This is a genomic window from Terriglobia bacterium, assembly GCA_035712365.1.
Lineage (GTDB): Bacteria > Acidobacteriota > Terriglobia > UBA7540 > UBA7540 > SCRD01.
In genome coordinates, this window is sequence record DASTAW010000007.1 from 55,992 (window position 1) to 73,677 (window position 17,686).

Sequence of the window (17,686 nt, forward strand, 5' to 3'; positions counted from 1 at the left end):
GCCTCTCGGGGGCTTATTTGCAGGCAGCCTTCAGAACCCAGAACTCATCACGCAGAAACTGGCACTCGTAATCCGTAATTTCCGCCCGCCACTTATCACTTACCACTGATCACCGCTGTTTTCATCCTTCGTACTTCATCCTTCTCCTCAGCGCGTCTGACTTCCGGCTCCTGACTCCTGGCTTTTGACTCCTGCACTTTTCTTTCGCCTCCCTCCGGGGGCTGGTGTGGCTTTGTTGCGTGCTACCCCGTCCCATAGCTCACGCTATGGGCTAAATTCTTTCGCCGCCTCTCGGGGGCTTTTCATACTTCATTCTTCACACTTCATCCTTCTTAGTGTTAATCTTCCGTTTTCAAAATCTCACACTTGACGGGGGCTCGAATGCGACGACTGACATTGCTTGCAGGTTTGATGATGGCCATAATCATTCTGGCCATGCCAGGTTACGCCCAGAACTACACCAGCCACGGCGACCGCAGCCAGGCGCGATCGATGGTGATCACGCCTCTGGGCATCGTGGCCACCAGCCAGACTCTGGCCTCGCAGGCCGGAGCGCAGGTCCTGGCGCGCGGCGGCTCGGCCGTTGACGCGGCGATTGCGGCCGATGCGGCCATGGGCGTGGTCGAGCCTATGAATGACGGCATCGGCGGCGACATGTTCTCGATCATCTACGATGCCAAAACAGGAAAGCTGGCCGGGATGAACGCCAGCGGCTGGGCGCCCGAAAAGCTGACGGTGGATTTCCTCAAGAAAAAAGGCTACACGAGCATGCCACAGGAGGGCGTTTTCAGCATCACGGTGCCGGGCTCGGTGGATGGGTGGGCCAAGATGCACGAGAAATACGGTCGCCTGCCCTGGGCGGAGTTGTTTAAGCCCGCCATCTATTTTGCCGAGCATGGCTATCCGGTCACCGAACTGATTGATTCCTACTGGCACGGCGGGCAGCACCTGCTGGAGCAAAACGAGAACGCCCGGCGGGTCTTTCTGCCCAACGGACGGCCGCCCGCAATTGGAGAAATGTTTCGCAATCCCGAATATGGACGCGCGCTCGAACTGATCGCGAAGCAAGGCCGCGATGCCGTTTACAAAGGTGACATCGGCAAGGCAATTGTCGGGACGATAGACAGGCTGGGCGGGGTGATGTCGCTTTCCGACTTCAGCGAATATCAGGCCGAGTGGGTCGATCCTATTTCGACCACCTATCGCGGGTGGAAAGTCTACGAGCTTCCGCCCAACGGCCAGGGACTGGCGGCGCTCGAGATGCTGAACATTTTTGAGCACTTCCCGCTGCCCGATTGGGGATTCTTCAACGTTGACGGGCTGCACGTGAAGATGGAAGCACAGCGGCTGGCGTATGCCGACCTGCGGCGCTACGTGGGCGATCCGAAATTTTCCAACATTCCCGTCGAGGGGCTCATCTCCAAGGAATACGCGGCCAAGCGCGCCGCCACCATTGACATGGACCACGCCCACTGCGACGTGCCGCCGGGCAAACCCTCCGCGCTCGAGGGCGCGCACGACACCATCTACCTCTCGGTGGTGGACAAGGATGGGAACATCGTGTCTCTGATCCACAGCCTGTTCAACGGCTTCGGATCTGGAGTGGTCTCAGACGACTACGGCATCCCGCTGCAAAACCGCGGCGGTTTGTTCGTCTTCGACGCGGGGCATCCCGATGAACTCAAGCCGCACAAGCGCCCTTATCACACCATCATTCCCGCCTTCATGGAGAAAGGCGACGTCCACATCGGCTTCGGGATTATGGGCGGATTCAACCAGCCGCAAGCGCACGCGCAGTTTGTGTCGGACGTTGTGGACTACGGAATGAACATCCAGGCGGCGCTGGAAGCTCCGCGCTTTACCAAACTCGAATGGGGCGGTTGCAATTTCCTGATTGAAGACCGCTTCCCACCGTTTATGTATCAGGGCCTGACACAGAAGGGCCACGTGCTCATCATGCGCGGCGCCTACGCTTCTCCCATGGGCGGCGGCCAGGCCGTCCTGCACAATTCCGCCACGGGCATCAATTACGGCGCCTCGTCACCCCGCAAAGACGGCGCCGCCATTCCCGAACCAGCGCCGTATTTTGGGGCGGGGAAGCAGTGACGAGAGTTCTTGCAGGGTCGTCGTGGCTAATGCTAGGCACGCCGTTCGGACTGGCTTGCAGACAATATCGGTGCTGATTGGTTTTTCCCCGTTCACTTGGGGTCTAGTAGGAGTCGATGCTCATTTTTTTGGACGAGTCTGGCGATTGTGGGATGAAAGGCAGGGGAGGCAGTTCCGAGTACTTCGTCGTCACCGCTGTTCTGTTCGAGGACAATGACGCGGCTACTGCGTGCGATAATCTCATTGGTGAGGTAAGAGCCTCGATGCGCCTTCATAAGTATTATGAATTCCACTTTAACCGTTGCAGTGATCGCGTCAGAGAAAAGTTCCTTAGAACGGTTATAGGCGAAGACTTCTTTTATTCGGCTATTGTTTTGAACAAGGCGAAACTATGGGGCGAAGGATTCAAAGACAAGGACTCGTTTTACAAATACACAACGCGCCTGGTTTTTGAAAATATCAAGGAGCACTTACACCGCGCCACTGTAATCATAGATCGATGTGGGGAGAGGCGGTTTCGCGACAGCCTTGGGTCCTACCTCAGGAGAAAAATTAATGATGGGGGGACTCAGAGTTGATCAAAAGAATCAAGATGGAACCGTCGCATTCAAACAACCTGCTGCAGCTTGTAGGCATGATATCTGGGGCGGTTTTCAGGTCTTTCCGGCATGATAAGAAGAACCGCAGATTTTTCAGGGATATCGTCAGTGCAAGAGAGCTCAGGGTTCAGGTGTGGCCCAGATAACAGAAAACCCGCCAGCCTAGCCCTTTCGGGCACGCACACCATACGGTGACAGTTCGGCATAGCGGGCAATTCCAATATCATAATAGGACTGGTTACCAAACCTGTCAAGGCTTTATACGCGGTGTATAATGACGCCAAGGTGGATGACCGTGCCGTTCGCAGACATGGCAAGCGGCGCCATCCCGCAAGGCGGGGCGCCATCTCCCTTAAATGGACGCACCACTCGCGTGATTACGTTGCGGTCTTAGGCGGTTGCAGTTCACCGACGATAAACCAATAAGCCAGCAGGCCGGCGACGAGAATGATGGGCGCCAGCGCAAATCCGGGGACGTAGGAGCCGGTGCGGCTGATGAGAATTCCGGTGGCCAGCGGCGACAGAATGCCGCCGATGTTGCCGATAAAATTGCCGAAGCCCATCCACGTGCCGACTTCGTCCCGGGGGGCGCAGGCCTGGAAAACAACCAGAAGATTCGGGGAAGCGAGTCCGACGAGTGATCCGCCGGCCAGCAGAGCTATGGATGCAGTAAGGTTCCCGACCAGCGCGGCGGGGATCAGCATCAGCCCTGTGGCGAAGCCCAGGGTGATCATTCCTTTTCTCACGCGAGTCTCATTCCAGCCCAGGCGGACTGCGCGGTCCGACGCCCAGCCTCCCGCGAGTTCCGCAACGGCCCAGACGATGTACGGGATGGCGGCCAGGAATCCCGCCTTCAGAAGCGTGAGATGGCGCACCTCCACCAGGTAGTCGGGCAGCCAGGTAACCAGCAGGTAGTTGTAATAGCCAAAGCAGAAAAATCCGAGGCTGGCTCCCAGCAGGTTGCGGTTGAAGGTCAGCGGCTTGCGGACGGCGCGCGCGGGAACCTGCGGCTGCCGTACTTGTCCGTCCTGGTTCAGCCCCGAGGGAAAGGTAAAAATCCACGGCAGGATCCAAACCAGCGCCGTGAATCCCACCAGCATAAACATGTGCCGCCAGCCGTGGCGTGACACCAGCCAGGCGACGAGCGGGGCGCCGATGGCCAGGCCCGCGCGCACTCCGCTGTCAAAGATTGCCGTGGGCAGGCCGCGCTGTTCGGGAGAAAAAGCGACGCTGATAAATTTCACGCTGCCGGGAAGATAGATAGATTCTCCGATGCCGAGAACAACGCGCAGCGCGATAAGCACCGCCAGGCTCTCGGCAAGCCCGGTGAAGCCGCAAGCCAGCGACCACAGCGCAAACGAACCTGCATAAAGCCATCGCAGGCTGACGCGGTCCGCAAGCCAGCCGATGGGGACCTGCATCAGCGCGTACGACCAGAAGAAAGCGGAGAGCAGCAAGCCTTTAGAGGTGGGGCCGAGAAGCAGGTCGCCGGAAATCCGTGGCAGGGCCACTGAGAGGGTGGCGCGGTCAAGGTAATTGATGAGCGCGGCGACAAAGAGCAAAATCACCAGCAGCCAGCGGCGTGTGCTGGAAATCTTGGGCGCCTGCCAACGGCCTGGCGAGGGCGCGCGCGTTTTGTGCTCAAGGCCTTCCGGCATGGCATTGACTTGACGGGCCTCGGGCAAAATACCACAGGTTGCCGCGGTGGCCGGGATAATTCTGCCCGACATTTTCAGGGGCGCTGGGAAATCGGCTATACTCGTTGCTTCGTTTATGGGGACTCGAAGCAGACCACTTTACCGGCAATGGATGGGCATCAGTGCCGCGCTGGCCCTTGTGATGGCTGTGGCGCCGCTCGCGGCCCGCGCCCAAACGGACGAGATCCAGGTGTACGACGCTTCGATTATGGCTCCCGGAAAAGCCAATGTTATGGTGCACAGCAACTTCACTCCCATGGGCCGTAAGACCGCCGATTTTCCAGGTGGAATTATTCCCGACAACTCGGTTAACGGGGCGGTGGAATGGGCCTATGGCGTAAAGCCGTGGTTTGAGCAGGGCCTCTATTTCCCCGTCTACACGGCCTATTCAAAAGGCCGCGGGGGATCGCTCGATGGATTCAAGCTGCGCGAACTGTTCGTGCGGCCGAACGCCGCCAAGCATACTTTCTTCTATGGCATCAACTTCGAGTTCAGCTTCAACTACTCGTACTGGGAGTCGCACCGCATCACGTCAGAAGCGCGGCCGATCGTAGGATTGCACCTGCACAAGGTGGACCTTATTTACAATCCCATTGTCGATACCGATTATCGCGGCGGCTTCAACGGGCTGGAGTTTGTTCCCGCGGGGCGGATTGCCTACAACCTGAATCCCAACTGGGCCGTTGCCGCCGAGGAGTACGCCGATTTCGGCCCGCTCCGCGATTTTTATGCCACTCACGACCAGTTCCACGAAGTCTGGGCCGTGACGGACCACCACACCCGATTTGTGGACATCGAAACGGGTGTGGGTTTCGGCGTGACGGCCGGGGCGGACAAATTGACCTTTAAACTGATGGTGTCGCGCGACCTCAACTGAGCAGCAGCCCCTTCGGAAATCCAGTGGAGGCAGGCTGAGTTTGTGATCTTCCACCCATTATCACCGTGTCCTGCCTCACCAAGGACGCTACTTGACCACCCGAAGCCTGCAGAAGATGTTCCTGGCCGGAAAAATCCAGGCCAGGTGCTTCTCATAAAAATCGGGTGAGTGCTCGGCCCAAAGCCGACCGAAGTTATCTAGAAGGAAATTCCCGCCAAAGGTCAGATGTTTCTCGAGGATTTGAAACCCCCCAGCGCCATACGTAAAATTTTCAAAGGAGTCGAGTACAAAGTAGTCAAAGCTATGGAGGCCCAAGTGGAAAAAGTGTGTCGGGTCCGTGTACGAATCCGGCGAGCTGTAATGGGGCGTTACGATCACGACCTCACAACCGGGCTTGCCGATACGGTGTACCTCGCGCATCGCCCCCAAAATGTCCAACTGATGTTCGAGAAAATGCGACAGGTAAATCTTATCTGCCGAATCGGACTTGACGGGCCAGGGGAAATGGCCCAGTTCGCAGCGGATATCGGCAATTGAACCCCTCTGGCGGTCCAGCCCGACTGCAGTTGATTCCTGCTTGTTCTTCCCACACCCGATGTCGAGGATCAGCATAGTAGGAGTTACCCCGCATGGGGAGCCGCGACCACGCCAGTTCCGGCTTGAGGAACTTTCAACGTGCCGACGAGGCCAGCGAGGTGGGTTCGCTTGCGGCGACAGTAATCGCGAATGCCATCGGCGACGCGTAGCGCGGTTTCCGGCGCGTAGAAGTTGGCGGTGCCAATCTGGACGGCGCGGGCTCCGGCGATAATAAATTCCAGCGCGTCCTCGGCGGTGGCGATGCCTCCCATGCCGATGATGGGTATCTTAACGGCACGGAAAGTCTGGTAGACCATGCGAACGGCCAGCGGCTTGATGGCCGGGCCCGATAGCCCTGCGGTGATGTTTGAAACGCGGGGCGTGCGGGTTTCAACGTCGATGGCCATTCCGACAAAGGTGTTGACCAGCGAGAGCGCGTCAGCCCCGGCCCCTTCGGCGGCGCGGGCAAGCTCCGTGATGTCGGTGACGTTCGGTGAGAGCTTTACGATCAGCGGATAACGCGCTGCTTTCTTGCTGGCTGCAACCACTTCTGCGGTGAGGCGCGGATCATTTCCGTAAACCATTCCGCCGCAGCGCGTGTTGGGGCAGGAGATGTTCAGCTCGTAGCCGTGGATGCCGTCTCCTTCGTTCAGGATTTCGATGGCGCGGACATAATCTTCAGTCGAGTAGCCGAAGACGTTCACGATGCAGCGCGTGCGCAGTGTGCGGAGGAAGGGAAGCTTCTCCTTCAGGAACCTTTCGGCGCCCACGTTCTGCAGGCCGATGGCGTTCAGCATCCCGGCTTCGGTTTCGTAAATGCGCGGCGAAGGATTGCCCTCCATGGGACCGGCGGAGATGCCTTTCACGCAAATTCCGCCAAGCCGGTTGAGGTCAATCAGGTGAGCGAATTCCTGGCCGTAGCCGAAGGTTCCGCTGGCCGTCAGGACCGGGTTCTCAAAATGAATCCCGGCGATGTCAACGTCAATGCGGGGCGAGAGCTCGTCTTCACCCGTTACGGATTGCAAATCCTGGTTCCGTTGCTGGTTGGGTTGGTCGGACATTCGACTAGATTTTGGGAATCTCTTCTTTCTCCCAGATCACGCGTTCGGCGCAAAACACCGGACCTTCAGTGCAGACTCGCTCGTAGGCTGCATGACCCGTTCCTTCCACGCGAATCGAGCATCCCAGGCACACACCGAGGCCGCATCCCATGCGGTTTTCCATCGAGACCAGGCAGGCATGTCCATACCGTCGCGCCAGATCGACTGTAGCGCGCAGCATCGCCCAGGGACCACAGGCCATCAGCAGAAATCTCTCGTTCGGGTGGCCGGCAAGATATTTCTCGAGCGGCGCGGTCACAAATCCCTGGTGGCCCTTTGAGCCGTTTTCTGTTGCCAGGACTATTTCCTCGACGTAGTTCTCAAAATCCTCTGTGCCCACCAGGTCGTCGCGAGTGCGGCCTCCAAAAAAAAGTCTCTGGCGCAGGCCCGCTCTGGCGATCTGTCGCGCCGGAAGCAGCAGCGCAGCGATGCCGATGCCGCCGGCGACGTGGAGAATTTCATCCGATGCCTGGGCGACGGCCAGGTATTCCTCCTCAAAAAAGCCGTGGCCCAACGGGGCCAGCAGTTCCACCTGGTCGCCGGGCTTGAGCAGGGCCATCAGGCGCGTTCCGCGTCCGACAATTTTGTAGAGAAGCTGGATGATCTCCAGAGCAGCCCCGTTCCGAGCCGCTTTGCCATTTGCAGCAGAGGCCCTGACATCGAAGATGCTCATGGGGCGGCGCAGCAGCACGTCCGAGTGTTCCAGCATGCGGACCATCGCGAACTGCCCGGGCCGCGTGGCCTGGGCCTGGCGCGGAGCATACAGCTCCAGAACGAAATGGCCGCCGGTCAACGGCCGATTCGCAACAACATCTACAATGTCGTTTTGCATCTTCCCCATTCTAGCAGAACCCATGGCGCGACAGGTGCTATGCACCCATTGGCACGCCGCACATCGCGGCAATTTGAAGGGACTTTTTATCGCAGCCCGTTTTCGGGCTAGAATGCAGAGCAGGGAACCTGCCATGAGTTTTTTTTTACAATGGGCGCTGATTTTGGGCCTGATCGCGGTGAACGCATTTTTTGTGGCCACTGAATATGCGCTGCTGAGCGTCCGCCGCAGCCGTTTGCAGCAGCTTGTGCGGATGGGCAATGCGCGTGCCATGCTGGTCCAGAAAATCCTGGCCTATCCCAGCCGCCTGTTCTCCGCCCTGCAACTGGGCGTGACCGCCGCAAGTCTGCTGCTGGGCTGGCTGGGAGAGGGGATGCTGGCGGGAGATATTCGCGGTTTGCTGGACGAGCGGGTCCGCCATCTTGCCGGTCCCGTGTCGCACGGGCTTGCCACGCTGATTGCATTCCTGCTGATCACCGGCCTGCTGATGGTCCTGGGCGAGCTGGCGCCGAAGACCATCGGCTATGAGCGTGCCGAAAGGGTGGCGTTGATCTTTGCCCTGCCGCTTACCGTGTTCATGCGCGTAGTTCGCGTTCCCGTGGTGGCGATGGACCGCCTGGCGAGTGCCGTGACGCGGGCGGTTGGCGTTGCGGCGTCGACGGGGCATGGCGACCTGCACAGCCTGGAGGAAGTGGAACTGATCGTGACGGGAGTGCGCAAGCGCGGGCTGCTGGGCGAGGAACAGGAGGAGATGATCCACAGCATTTTCGATCTGCACCGCGCGCTGGTCCGCGAAATCATGGTGCCGAGGAATCAGATTACTTCGCTGCCTTTCAGCAAGGACCTCCGTTTTCTTCTGGACAGCATTGTCAAGGACCAGCACTCGCGCGTTCCCATCTACGAAGCTTCGCCGGACCACATCATTGGAGTGCTTTACGCCCGCGATCTGCTGGGAGTAACGCTCGACCGCCTCAGCCGTCATATTCCCCTCGATGAGCCGCTAGACCTGATGTCGCTGCTGCACCCGCCGATGATCGTCCCGGAAACGATGCCCCTCATCAAGGTGCTGGATGAGGCCCGCCGGCGCCGTGCGCACCTGGCCCTGGTGGTGGACGAGTTCGGCACTTTTGTGGGGCTGGTGACCATTGAAGACGTCCTGGAACAGATTGTGGGCGAAATCCAGGACGAATACGACCGGGAGGAAGCGGCTATCAAAAAAGTGGGCGACGACGTTCTGGTGGTCGATGCGGCACTCAGCTTGCGCGAGCTTGCCGACGATTATGAGATTGTGCTGCCACGCGGTGAGGGCTATGAGACGCTGGCCGGCTTTGTGCTGGATTGCCTGGGCAAAATCCCCAAGGGCGGGGAGAGCTTTGCCTACGAAGGCCGGGTTTACACCGTGGTGGATATGGATGGTCTCAGAGTGTCAAAGGTGAAGATTGAGAAACTTGGCAGCAAGGGCGACCGCCCCAGGGTAGCGCCCGGACGGCCCAAAGGAACCTCAGCGTAAGCTTCCGGGAAATTCTCAGGCAGTCTCGGCCGGTTCAGCGGTCAGCTTCACTTCCACCTCTGCTCCGCGGTTGACGTTCAACGCCCTGGCCGCCGAGCCGCGATTGGTACAAATTTCAATAAACCCCGAGCTGCCGACCACGGCAAAAAGTTCTGACGCTTCGCCTGCTGCAAAGGATTCATGGATGCGAGTGATTTCGCGCCCGTTGATCCTGATGCGGAAGGGCGGCGGATCCTGGCCAAAAATCTGCGGGACGTCGCTGGGTGCAATATTCGTAATGATGTTCCCGAATTTGTCAACCTTGATGGTGACACCTTTGATGGTGGAGGCATCTTGCGATTTGGGCCGGACCGAAGTGAATCTTGCAAAATCATCGATGACGCTGCCGAATTTTTCGAGTTCCATACCGCGGCTGAGCCAGGCGGCCACCGGCGCAAAAATATCCCGGCCGTGAAAAGTGTTGCTGACCGGCTTACGGAAGAAATGCTCGGCGGTCACCTGGCGGACTTCCACGCGCTCTTCGCGCTCGTAAACCATCGAGAGCACGCCATTGTCGGGCGCCACAAACCTGTAATCTTTCGACTGTACAAGGATGGGGCGCCGTTCGGAGCCTACGCCCGGGTCCACCACCACGAGGTGGATGGTGCCGGGTGGGAAGACGTGGTAGCTCTGCGATAAGCTGTAGGCGCCGTCGAAAATGTCGAAGGAATTCACCTGGTGATTGATGTCAACAATCGTGGCGTCGGGGTTGATGCTGAGGATAACGCCTTTCATGACGCCTACGAAATGGTCGTTCTCGCTAAAATCCGTAGTGATTGAAATGATCGGTTTTCCAGCCAACTTGCCCTCGCGCCAGTGAATTGCCGCCAAACCACGCCAGAGTGCAACGTAGCGAAAAGACCGCTCCCTGTCAAGCTGCACGCCCGATTTATAGAGACATCTCAGCCCATTGCGAAGGGGCTTGACATGCTCAACGGTTGCGGCTTATAGTCCTAAATATGTTAGGACATGACATGAACAAACGCGCTCAAATACTTCCCGGGACACTCGATCTCCTGATCCTCAAGGCGGTTTCGCTCGGCCCTTTGCACGGCTATGGCATTCTCCTCAGAATTGGGCAGATTTCGAAAGGAGCGTTCGAGATCGAGCAAGGGGCGCTCTATCCCGCCCTGTTTCGGCTGGTCGGCAAGGGCTTTTTGAAGGCGAAGTGGGGCATATCGGAAAATAGCCAGCGAGCGAAGTTTTACGAGCTCACGGCGGCGGGCCGAAAACGGCTGCGGGAAGAAATCGACGATTGGCAGCGCCTGGTGGCTGCGATTGGGACAGTCCTCAACACACGCCCGGACGAAATATAAAGAGGCAGTGATGAGTGATGGGTGACGGGCACGGGTCGCCGCAGTCAGCCGCCTTTTGGCTGGCAGCAAGTATTTTATAGCGCAGCAAAGAACTATGAGCTTACTGTCTTCGGTTCGCACGGCGCTTGATTTTTTGTTCCGGCGGCCGCAGGTCGAGCGGGAAATGGAAGAAGAGTTTCGCCTGCATCTGCGATGCCGGGCGAATGACCTGGAACGCCGGGGAGTATCCCGCGTGGAAGCGGAACGGCAAGCGCGGATGGAGTTTGGCGGATATCAAAGGTACAAGGAAGAGTGCCGCGAAGCGCTGGGAACACGGTTGCTCGGTGGGCTTGTCGCCGACGCGCGTTACGGCTTGCGGCAGTTGCGCCGAGATCGTGGCTTTACGGTGATTGCGGTCCTGATTCTGGGGCTGGGCATCGGCGCGAACGTTGCTGTCTTCAGCGTGGTGGACACCATTCTGCTGCGGCCGCTGCCGTTCAGAGAGCCCGCCCGCCTCGTGTGGATTGAAGGTCCGCCCGCGGAGGGAGGCCTTTCGAGCATGACCTATTCCGGATATGCATTCAAGGAATATCAAGAGCGCAACCGCTCGCTCGAAAGCGTGACAGCATACATGCCCTTTTATGGCCCTTCTGACTACAAGCTGACAGGCCGCGGCGAACCGCAACCCGTCTCGGGCGTGAGGGTGGCCTGCAATTTCTTTGAGACGCTTGGTGTTCGACCGATGCTCGGGCGGCTGTTCACGCCGGAAGAATGCCAGAAAAATGGCCGTCCGGCGGTCCTGCTCAGTTACTTTTTTTGGAAGCGCCAGCTTTCGGGCGACCCTGCGATTGCCGGCCAAGCCATCGAACTGAATAATAATCCGGTGACGGTCGCCGGAGTGCTCCCGCCAACTTTCGATTTCGGTTCGGTTTTCGCGCCGGGAACCAGAATGGACATCTTCGTCCCTGCGATCATGGGCGAAATTGCCGACTGGGGAAATACGCTCCTCTTCATCGGCCGCATGAAGCCGGGAACCACCGTAGCGGGGACGCAAGCTGAGGCCAACCTCCTATTTCCACATCTTGATTTCAACCCGAAGCACCGGGAGTGGGACTTCGACAGATACCGGGCCCGGGCGCAATCGCTAAAGGACCACGTCAGCGGCAAGTTACGCCGATCCCTTATCGTCCTGTGGTCTGCGGTAGGCCTGATTCTCCTCATCGTCTGCGTGAATTTATCGAATCTCGAGCTGGCGCGTGCGGCGGCACGAAGCAAGGAATTCGCCATGCGCACGGCGCTCGGCGCGGGACGGCGGCGGCTGGTCCGGCAATTGCTTACCGAAAGCCTGGTTCTTTCAATTGCGGGCGCGCTTCTCGGCCTGGGCTTTGCTTTCGCGATTACAGACTATCTGGCGCATCAGGGTTCCATCGCGCTGCCGCTGCTCAGCAGCCTGCGCGTGGACGGACAGGCGTTGGCATGGACACTCATGATTGCGGTGGTCAGTGCGGTTATCTTCGGTCTTGCGCCGGCCCTCAAGATGTCGGACAAAAACATCCAGGCGACGCTGAAAGAGTCCGGGCATGGAACAAGCGAGGGCAGGAAACACGAACGGGTGCGCGCAACCCTGGTGGTCTCGGAAGTCGCGCTGGCGTGCGTGTTGCTGATCGGAGCCGGGTTGCTGCTGCGCAGTTTTCTTCGGGTGCTCGATGTGGATCTGGGATTCGAGCCCGACCACGCAGCGGCGATCAAAGTGGATTACGACGATAGCGGAGCCAACGACACCCAGCGAGCAGATCGGAGGGGCGCAATTTGCGAGGAGATGCTCCGTCACATAAAGTCCATTCCCGGAATCGAGGCCGCTGGCATCTCGGACATGCTGCCGCTCGACCGCAACCGTAGCTGGGGGCTGGGGGCGAAAGGGGTCGAGTATAACCGGAAAGAATTCCCTGAGGCCTTCGTGTATGTCGTAACCCCCGGTTACCTGCCTGCGATGGGGATCGAACTGCGCGAGGGGCGCGACTTCAAATGGTCGGACACGGCTACGAGCGGTCGCGTGGTCATATTGAATGAGGCGGCGGCGAAAAGGCTCTGGCCCGGGCAAGATGCGCTGGGACGCATTGCCGAGATCCAGATGCGAGATACCCGAGTCATCGGCGTGGTTTCGGACGTTCGCGAAACGGCCGTTGAAGAATCATCCGGGCCTGAGATCTATGTGCCCATCACCCAGGCGGGACCGGTGGGGGCGGAACTGGTGGTGCGCACGGCGCTGCCTCCGAATGCGCTGGCCACGAGCGTGATGCGCGTGCTCCGTTCGCTGAATCCGGGGCAGCCGGCGGCGGAGTTTCGACCCATTCGCCAGATTGTGGATCATGCCATCTCGCCCCGCCGTTTCTTCGTGCTTCTCGTTTCGACGTTTGCGGCTCTGGGACTGATCCTCGCTTTGCTCGGAATCTACGGCGTGATTTCATACTCCGTTGCAAGGCGGACGCAGGAAATCGGCATTCGCATGGCGCTCGGCGCGACCCAGCGGCATGTGTTGCTGGGCGTCCTCGCGCGCACGCTGCGGCTCGCACTCGTAGGCATTGCCGTGGGGCTGACCGCATCGTTTGCGGCGGCGCAGTTGATTGCATCGATTCTCTTTGAGACGCAGCCGACTGATCCGGCAACGTTCGCAGCCATGGCAGTCCTGTTGCTTGCGGTTGCCTTTGCCGCCGGATATATCCCCGCGCGCCGGGCTTCCCGCATCGACCCGATGATTGCTCTCCGTGCTGAATAGCAGTTTGTCGCCGGATGCACTGGACACGGGATTCCGTCCCGAGCTTCCAGATCGCCTCTTCTTATTTGGCTCGCAGGGACTCGGCTGGGTTCATGACTCAGGACGCCGGAGGTCTTTGATTGAACCTGCAACGTCTGGTTCCTGCTATCACTTTTGAAATATCTTGCGATATTCGGCCAGTGAAAGCGGCGGCCGCGAAGCCGTGGCGATGTTTTCCTCGAGGTGCTCGCTCCTGCTCATGCCCACCAGCGCGCAGGTAATTCCTGGAGTGGATCGGACAAATTGGATGGCCCGCTGAGCGTCTGTGGCCAGGCCCGGGATCCACTGCTTAAGGCCGGCTGGTAAGCCCCCTGCGAGGTGGCCCTGCAACAGCGTGGCGCTCGAAAAGACCATCAGGCCGTGCTCGCGCGTAACGTGGAGCAGCGGCGCACGACCGCCGTTCGAAGCCTGGGTGTTCGCGGCCAGGGCCTCCGGCATGGCGATGTTAAAGGGAAGCTGTATGGCGCCGAAATGATGACTTTGCCCTCCCACTTCCCGCGCCACCCCGAGAATTTCCTCGAGCGAGATGGCCTCCTGCGAATCTGCCTGCACGCGAAAGCCGTTCCAGGTGGCAGCGCCGTACATGCGAATCTTGTCGTCTGCAACAGCCTGCTCGAGAACGGCGACGGCCATGCGCAATCGCCGCAGGAACTCTTCGTGTGCAACTTCACTGAGCTGGGTTTCGGGGTTGTGAAGGTAGTAGACGTCAATCGTTTCGATGCCAAGATTGCCGCGACTGACGTCAATCTGATGATCGAGGTATCGTGGCGAAAGCGTGTGGCAGCCGGCGACAATTTCTTCCGGCTTTACAAGGCCGGTGCGAACAAGCCGCGCCTGGAAGTAAGCGGATGGATCAGCAGGCTCTTCGCCATCATATGCTAGAAAGCCGCCCTTGGTCGCCAGCAGGAGTTCATCGCGCTGGGCAATGCCGGAGGAGATCAATCCCGAGACAGCCCGCCCGACGGCACGCTCGCTGCGCATGTGACGGTAATTGACCGCGGTGTCGAAGACGTTTATTCCCGCACGGACCCCCAGTACGACGGTTTGCGCATATCGGGTGTCGACTTCGTCAGTGGGGTCGCCCAGGTAAGTTCCAAGGCCGATGGAACTGAGGCAGAGTCCGCGCGCCTGCCGATAATGCCCGGGCAGGCGATCGGCATGCCGCTGGCGGTGGCGCTCGGTTCCGTCCGGAGTTGCGTAACCTTGAATCAACACGAGTGGCAATTCTGAAAGCGGATTTTGGTTCTACACCATCCGGATTCACCGGGGAAGTCCAGCCCGCCCTCCCATGCCAGGATCTGGTCAGCCTGTTTTTGCCCCTGGCTAAGCCGGGCCCTCGGAGACTACAACCTGAAGCCCTGCGCTTGTACCAGGCGCATCATTGACCGGGCGCAGCCTATTTGGCGCGAAGCAAGAGAACGGGGACGCTGATTCTATGCTGGACCCTCGGCGCCGTCGTGCCCAGGAGAAGATCTTTAACAAACCGATGCCCATGGGTGCTCATGGCCACGAGGTCGCAGCCTTCCTGCTGGACCCATTTCACGATCTCGCTCGCCGGATCACCATAGGCGAGCGCGGCCTCGGCCGGAATTCCCTCTGCGTCGAACTCAGCCCTGACCCGATCCAGGTACGCCTTGTCTTGCGCGACTTCTGGACTGATAGCGTCGGGTCCGTACATGCGCGCGGCCCAGCCGTCGGCAACGTGCAGAAGGGCGACGCGGCTGTGCATGACTTTGGCCAGGGCTTTGATGTGTCCAATAATGGCACGGTCCGTGGGGGTCGTGTCCAAGGTTACCAGGATCTTATGGTACATATCAGTTTGCCGCGAAACTGACGGGCTGCGGCTTTTGGGTCATTGGCCGGTAATCACCATCCAGGCGCTCTTTAACGCCTCGGGCAGCCCGTAGAGGTCCATTGCGGTAATGACTGCCGCGCTCGTCCAGCCGACCGCCATCAGAATCCAGCCATTTCGCCACTTGCCCATGCGTTTGCGGGAACTTGTGAAGTGTAACAGAGGAAACATGGCGAAAGGAAGCTGCAAAGCCAGCACCACCTGGCTGAGGACAAGCAGGTCAGTGACGCTGCCGCTGCCACGAACACCAATCACCAAAATTGCCGGGATAATGGCCAGCGAGCGGGTGACGAGGCGCCGGAGCCAGGGCTGGATTCGCCAGTGCATGAAGCCTTCCATAACCACTTGCCCAGCCAACGTGCCGGTAATGGTGCTGCTCTGTCCACTGGCCAGCAGCGCCACGGCGAACAGTGTGCTGGCGAGAGCGGTTCCGAGCAGGGGAGCAAGCGTGAGATAGGCAACGCGAATCCAGTCCGTGTCAGGCGTAAACGATACCAGTCCTTCACCTGGGACGATCACGCTGCTCTTGCCGTAAAAGACGAGTGCCGCCAGCACCAGGATAGCGGCGTTCAGGAAAAAGGCGATGGTCAGAGCAACCGATGCGTCAATGGTATTAAACAGTATTCCACTGCGGACCGAGCGGTCATCCTTCTGGAGTTTTCGGCTCTGCACCAGGGCCGAGTGGAGATACAGGTTGTGGGGCATCACGGTGGCCCCGACGATGCCAATGGCAAGTACAACCATGCCGCTTTGACCAAGCCCGGGCCGGAAAAGCGCGCTACCCATCTCGATGAAGCTTGGACGTGTCTGAGGCAGCACGAAAATCTCGATGAAGTAACAAATCCCCATGGTTGCAATCAGCAGCAGGATCACCGCCTCGATGGTCCGCATCCCGAACCGCTGCAGGCCGAGAAGAATCAGAACATCACATCCAGTAATGATCACCGCCCAGAGCAACGGAATACCGAAGAGGAGATTAATCGCGACAGCACTGCCCAGGACCTCTGCCAGGTCACACGCGGCGATGGCGAGTTCACAGAATAGCCAGTTGGGAATTCGGCTCCAGCGCGGGTACCAATCGCGGCAGCATTGCGCGAGGTCCATTCCGGTGACCACGCCCAGCCGTGCCGAAATCACCTGCATGAAGATCGCCATCAAGCTGGCCAGGGCAACTACCCACAGCAGGCCGTACTTGAAATCTGCCCCGGCTGCCAGGTCGGTACCCCAGTTTCCGGGATCCATGTAGCCGACGCTGACCAGAATTGCCGGCCCTACAAACGCCCACCAGCTCCGCCAGAAACCCGCCTCGTGTGAAGGCACCTCCACGGTGCCATGCAGGCCTTCGAGCGAAAGACTACGGCTGGGCTGTGACGCACGAGCTTCAACTCCTGCCCCGTCCGGGCGAACCGGATGTTGAACTGCTGCTTCCGTCTTATTTTTCGGCTGGTCCATTCCAGGACGGACTCACAGAAGGTATTTACTATAGATGCGTGATTGAAATAAACTATAGTTAATACCATGGTGCAGCAGGTGTCAACCGGAATTTAGGTCACGCGGGCGGAGAACAGGACTAAGATGAAGGGATGACCGGTCCTTCGTGAAGATAATCGGGACCGCTCGAAGTCTCTATAAACCCAGGTTAAGGCCGCTGATGAAACTGACCATATCCAAAGAGGACTACCTGAAAGCCATTGCGGAGGCCGAGGCGGAAGAGGGCGTCGCCATTGCAGCGACCATTGCGCGCTGGCTGGAAGTTACACCTCCTGCAGTGGCGCTGGCCTTGCGTCGCCTAAGGCGGGACAATCTTGCGCGCGTGGACCGCCAGGGCCGAATCGCGCTGACGGCAGAGGGTCGAAAGGTTTCTGATCGGCTGCGATTTCGTCATCACCTGGTGGAACGGTTTCTTCACGAAATCCTCGGGATGGAGTGGTACAAAATTCATGAGGAGGCGGAGCGTCTGGAGCATTCAGTTTCCGAGGACCTTGAACGGAAACTGATCGAGAAGCTCGGCAGGGACGGCGTCTGCCCGCACGGGAACCAGATTAACAAGAGCGCCCGCGAGAGGCGCAAGCTGGGTTTGCGGCAACTGTGGGAGGCGCATCCCGGATCATCGGTTCGCGTGGACAGCATGCACGAACGTGACCGCAAACTCCTTGAATATTTCGATCAACTGGGCATTCGTCCGGGCGTTCAGATCCAGATCTCAAGGCGAAATTACGATGGCACCTTGACGCTGCGCCTGAGCAGGAAGTCCATCAGCCTGGGCGAATTCGCGGCAAGGAAGCTTTGGGTATCTGCTGTCGATACAGGTGCGGCTTAATCGGGCGCGCGGCGTCGATGCGCAGGGCTTTCCGGCCGGGCAGAGTCTGCTTCAGGCTGGGGGTAAGG

General features: G+C 59.1%; 14 protein-coding genes. 6 read left to right on the forward strand and 8 right to left on the reverse strand.

Features of this window, described 5'->3' with window-relative positions:
* The first annotated feature begins 381 nt into the window (after nt 1-381).
* Complete coding sequence (gene ggt / locus VFQ24_01805) at nt 382-2,106, forward strand: gamma-glutamyltransferase (GenBank protein ID HET9177072.1); 1,725 nt, start codon at nt 382-384, stop codon at nt 2,104-2,106.
* Between the two features lie 976 nt (nt 2,107-3,082).
* Here ggt and VFQ24_01810 read toward each other — a convergent pair.
* Nucleotides 3,083-4,363: an MFS transporter gene (locus VFQ24_01810; protein HET9177073.1), complete on the reverse strand. Its 1,281-nt coding sequence runs from the start codon at nt 4,361-4,363 to the stop codon at nt 3,083-3,085.
* A gap of 46 nt (nt 4,364-4,409) precedes the next feature.
* On the opposite strand from VFQ24_01810, the gene VFQ24_01815 reads away from it, so the two are divergent.
* Nucleotides 4,410-5,279 (forward strand): hypothetical protein, encoded by an 870-nt coding sequence (locus VFQ24_01815; protein ID HET9177074.1) that lies wholly within the window; start codon nt 4,410-4,412, stop codon nt 5,277-5,279.
* Nucleotides 5,280-5,366: 87 nt separating this feature from the next.
* Here the strand turns inward: VFQ24_01815 and VFQ24_01820 are convergent, their stop codons facing one another.
* The 3 genes from VFQ24_01820 to VFQ24_01830 are packed head-to-tail and all read right to left on the reverse strand — an operon-like array spanning nt 5,367 to nt 7,787.
* Nucleotides 5,367-5,891 carry a methyltransferase domain-containing protein gene (locus VFQ24_01820; protein HET9177075.1) on the reverse strand — a complete coding sequence of 175 codons (525 nt, stop codon included), beginning with the start codon at nt 5,889-5,891 and terminating at the stop codon, nt 5,367-5,369.
* Nucleotides 5,892-5,899: 8 nt separating this feature from the next.
* The gene (locus VFQ24_01825; GenBank protein ID HET9177076.1) at nt 5,900-6,916 is read right to left on the reverse strand and encodes a dihydroorotate dehydrogenase; all 1,017 of its coding nucleotides are present in this window, start codon (nt 6,914-6,916) and stop codon (nt 5,900-5,902) included.
* A gap of 4 nt (nt 6,917-6,920) precedes the next feature.
* Complete coding sequence (locus VFQ24_01830; GenBank protein ID HET9177077.1) at nt 6,921-7,787, reverse strand: dihydroorotate dehydrogenase electron transfer subunit; 867 nt, start codon at nt 7,785-7,787, stop codon at nt 6,921-6,923.
* 133 nt (nt 7,788-7,920) lie between these two features.
* Between VFQ24_01830 and VFQ24_01835 the strand changes: the two genes are divergently transcribed.
* Nucleotides 7,921-9,297, forward strand: a complete 1,377-nt coding sequence (locus VFQ24_01835; GenBank protein ID HET9177078.1) for a hemolysin family protein — start codon at nt 7,921-7,923, stop codon at nt 9,295-9,297.
* Nucleotides 9,298-9,312: 15 nt separating this feature from the next.
* On the opposite strand, the gene VFQ24_01840 is transcribed toward VFQ24_01835, so the two are convergent.
* On the reverse strand, nt 9,313-10,137 hold the full coding sequence (locus VFQ24_01840; protein ID HET9177079.1) for an SAM-dependent chlorinase/fluorinase: 825 nt from the start codon (nt 10,135-10,137) through the stop codon (nt 9,313-9,315).
* Between the two features lie 173 nt (nt 10,138-10,310).
* On the opposite strand from VFQ24_01840, the gene VFQ24_01845 reads away from it, so the two are divergent.
* Nucleotides 10,311-10,652: a PadR family transcriptional regulator gene (locus VFQ24_01845; GenBank protein ID HET9177080.1), complete on the forward strand. Its 342-nt coding sequence runs from the start codon at nt 10,311-10,313 to the stop codon at nt 10,650-10,652.
* A 94-nt stretch (nt 10,653-10,746) separates the two neighbouring features.
* Nucleotides 10,747-13,407 carry an ABC transporter permease gene (locus VFQ24_01850; GenBank protein ID HET9177081.1) on the forward strand — a complete coding sequence of 887 codons (2,661 nt, stop codon included), beginning with the start codon at nt 10,747-10,749 and terminating at the stop codon, nt 13,405-13,407.
* A gap of 147 nt (nt 13,408-13,554) precedes the next feature.
* Here VFQ24_01850 and VFQ24_01855 read toward each other — a convergent pair whose 3' ends face one another.
* The 3 genes from VFQ24_01855 to VFQ24_01865 all read right to left on the reverse strand — a co-directional run bounded on the left by VFQ24_01855 (nt 13,555) and on the right by VFQ24_01865 (nt 16,750).
* Entirely contained in the window at nt 13,555-14,661 is a 1,107-nt protein-coding gene (locus tag VFQ24_01855; protein ID HET9177082.1) for an aldo/keto reductase, read from the reverse strand.
* Nucleotides 14,662-14,842: 181 nt separating this feature from the next.
* On the reverse strand, nt 14,843-15,259 hold the full coding sequence (locus VFQ24_01860) for a universal stress protein (GenBank protein HET9177083.1): 417 nt from the start codon (nt 15,257-15,259) through the stop codon (nt 14,843-14,845).
* A gap of 39 nt (nt 15,260-15,298) precedes the next feature.
* Entirely contained in the window at nt 15,299-16,750 is a 1,452-nt protein-coding gene (locus tag VFQ24_01865; GenBank protein ID HET9177084.1) for an Nramp family divalent metal transporter, read from the reverse strand.
* Nucleotides 16,751-16,949: 199 nt separating this feature from the next.
* On the opposite strand from VFQ24_01865, the gene VFQ24_01870 reads away from it, so the two are divergent.
* Entirely contained in the window at nt 16,950-17,618 is a 669-nt protein-coding gene (locus VFQ24_01870) for a metal-dependent transcriptional regulator (GenBank protein HET9177085.1), read from the forward strand.
* Nucleotides 17,619-17,686 lie beyond the last annotated feature (68 nt).

Excerpts from the sequence above, each read along its gene's own strand:
- VFQ24_01860 (HET9177083.1), bottom strand. The coding sequence starts at position 15,259 with ATGTACCATAAGATCCTGGTAACCTTGGACACGACCCCCACGGACCGT.
- VFQ24_01870 (HET9177085.1), top strand. The coding sequence starts at position 16,950 with ATGAAACTGACCATATCCAAAGAGGACTACCTGAAAGCCATTGCGGAG.
- VFQ24_01830 (HET9177077.1), bottom strand. The coding sequence starts at position 7,787 with ATGCAAAACGACATTGTAGATGTTGTTGCGAATCGGCCGTTGACCGGC.
- VFQ24_01825 (HET9177076.1), bottom strand. The coding sequence starts at position 6,916 with ATGTCCGACCAACCCAACCAGCAACGGAACCAGGATTTGCAATCCGTA.
- VFQ24_01820 (HET9177075.1), bottom strand. The coding sequence starts at position 5,891 with ATGCTGATCCTCGACATCGGGTGTGGGAAGAACAAGCAGGAATCAACT.
- VFQ24_01850 (HET9177081.1), top strand. The coding sequence starts at position 10,747 with ATGAGCTTACTGTCTTCGGTTCGCACGGCGCTTGATTTTTTGTTCCGG.
- VFQ24_01865 (HET9177084.1), bottom strand. The coding sequence starts at position 16,750 with ATGGACCAGCCGAAAAATAAGACGGAAGCAGCAGTTCAACATCCGGTT.
- VFQ24_01835 (HET9177078.1), top strand. The coding sequence starts at position 7,921 with ATGAGTTTTTTTTTACAATGGGCGCTGATTTTGGGCCTGATCGCGGTG.
- VFQ24_01810 (HET9177073.1), bottom strand. The coding sequence starts at position 4,363 with ATGCCGGAAGGCCTTGAGCACAAAACGCGCGCGCCCTCGCCAGGCCGT.
- ggt (HET9177072.1), top strand. The coding sequence starts at position 382 with ATGCGACGACTGACATTGCTTGCAGGTTTGATGATGGCCATAATCATT.
- VFQ24_01845 (HET9177080.1), top strand. The coding sequence starts at position 10,311 with ATGAACAAACGCGCTCAAATACTTCCCGGGACACTCGATCTCCTGATC.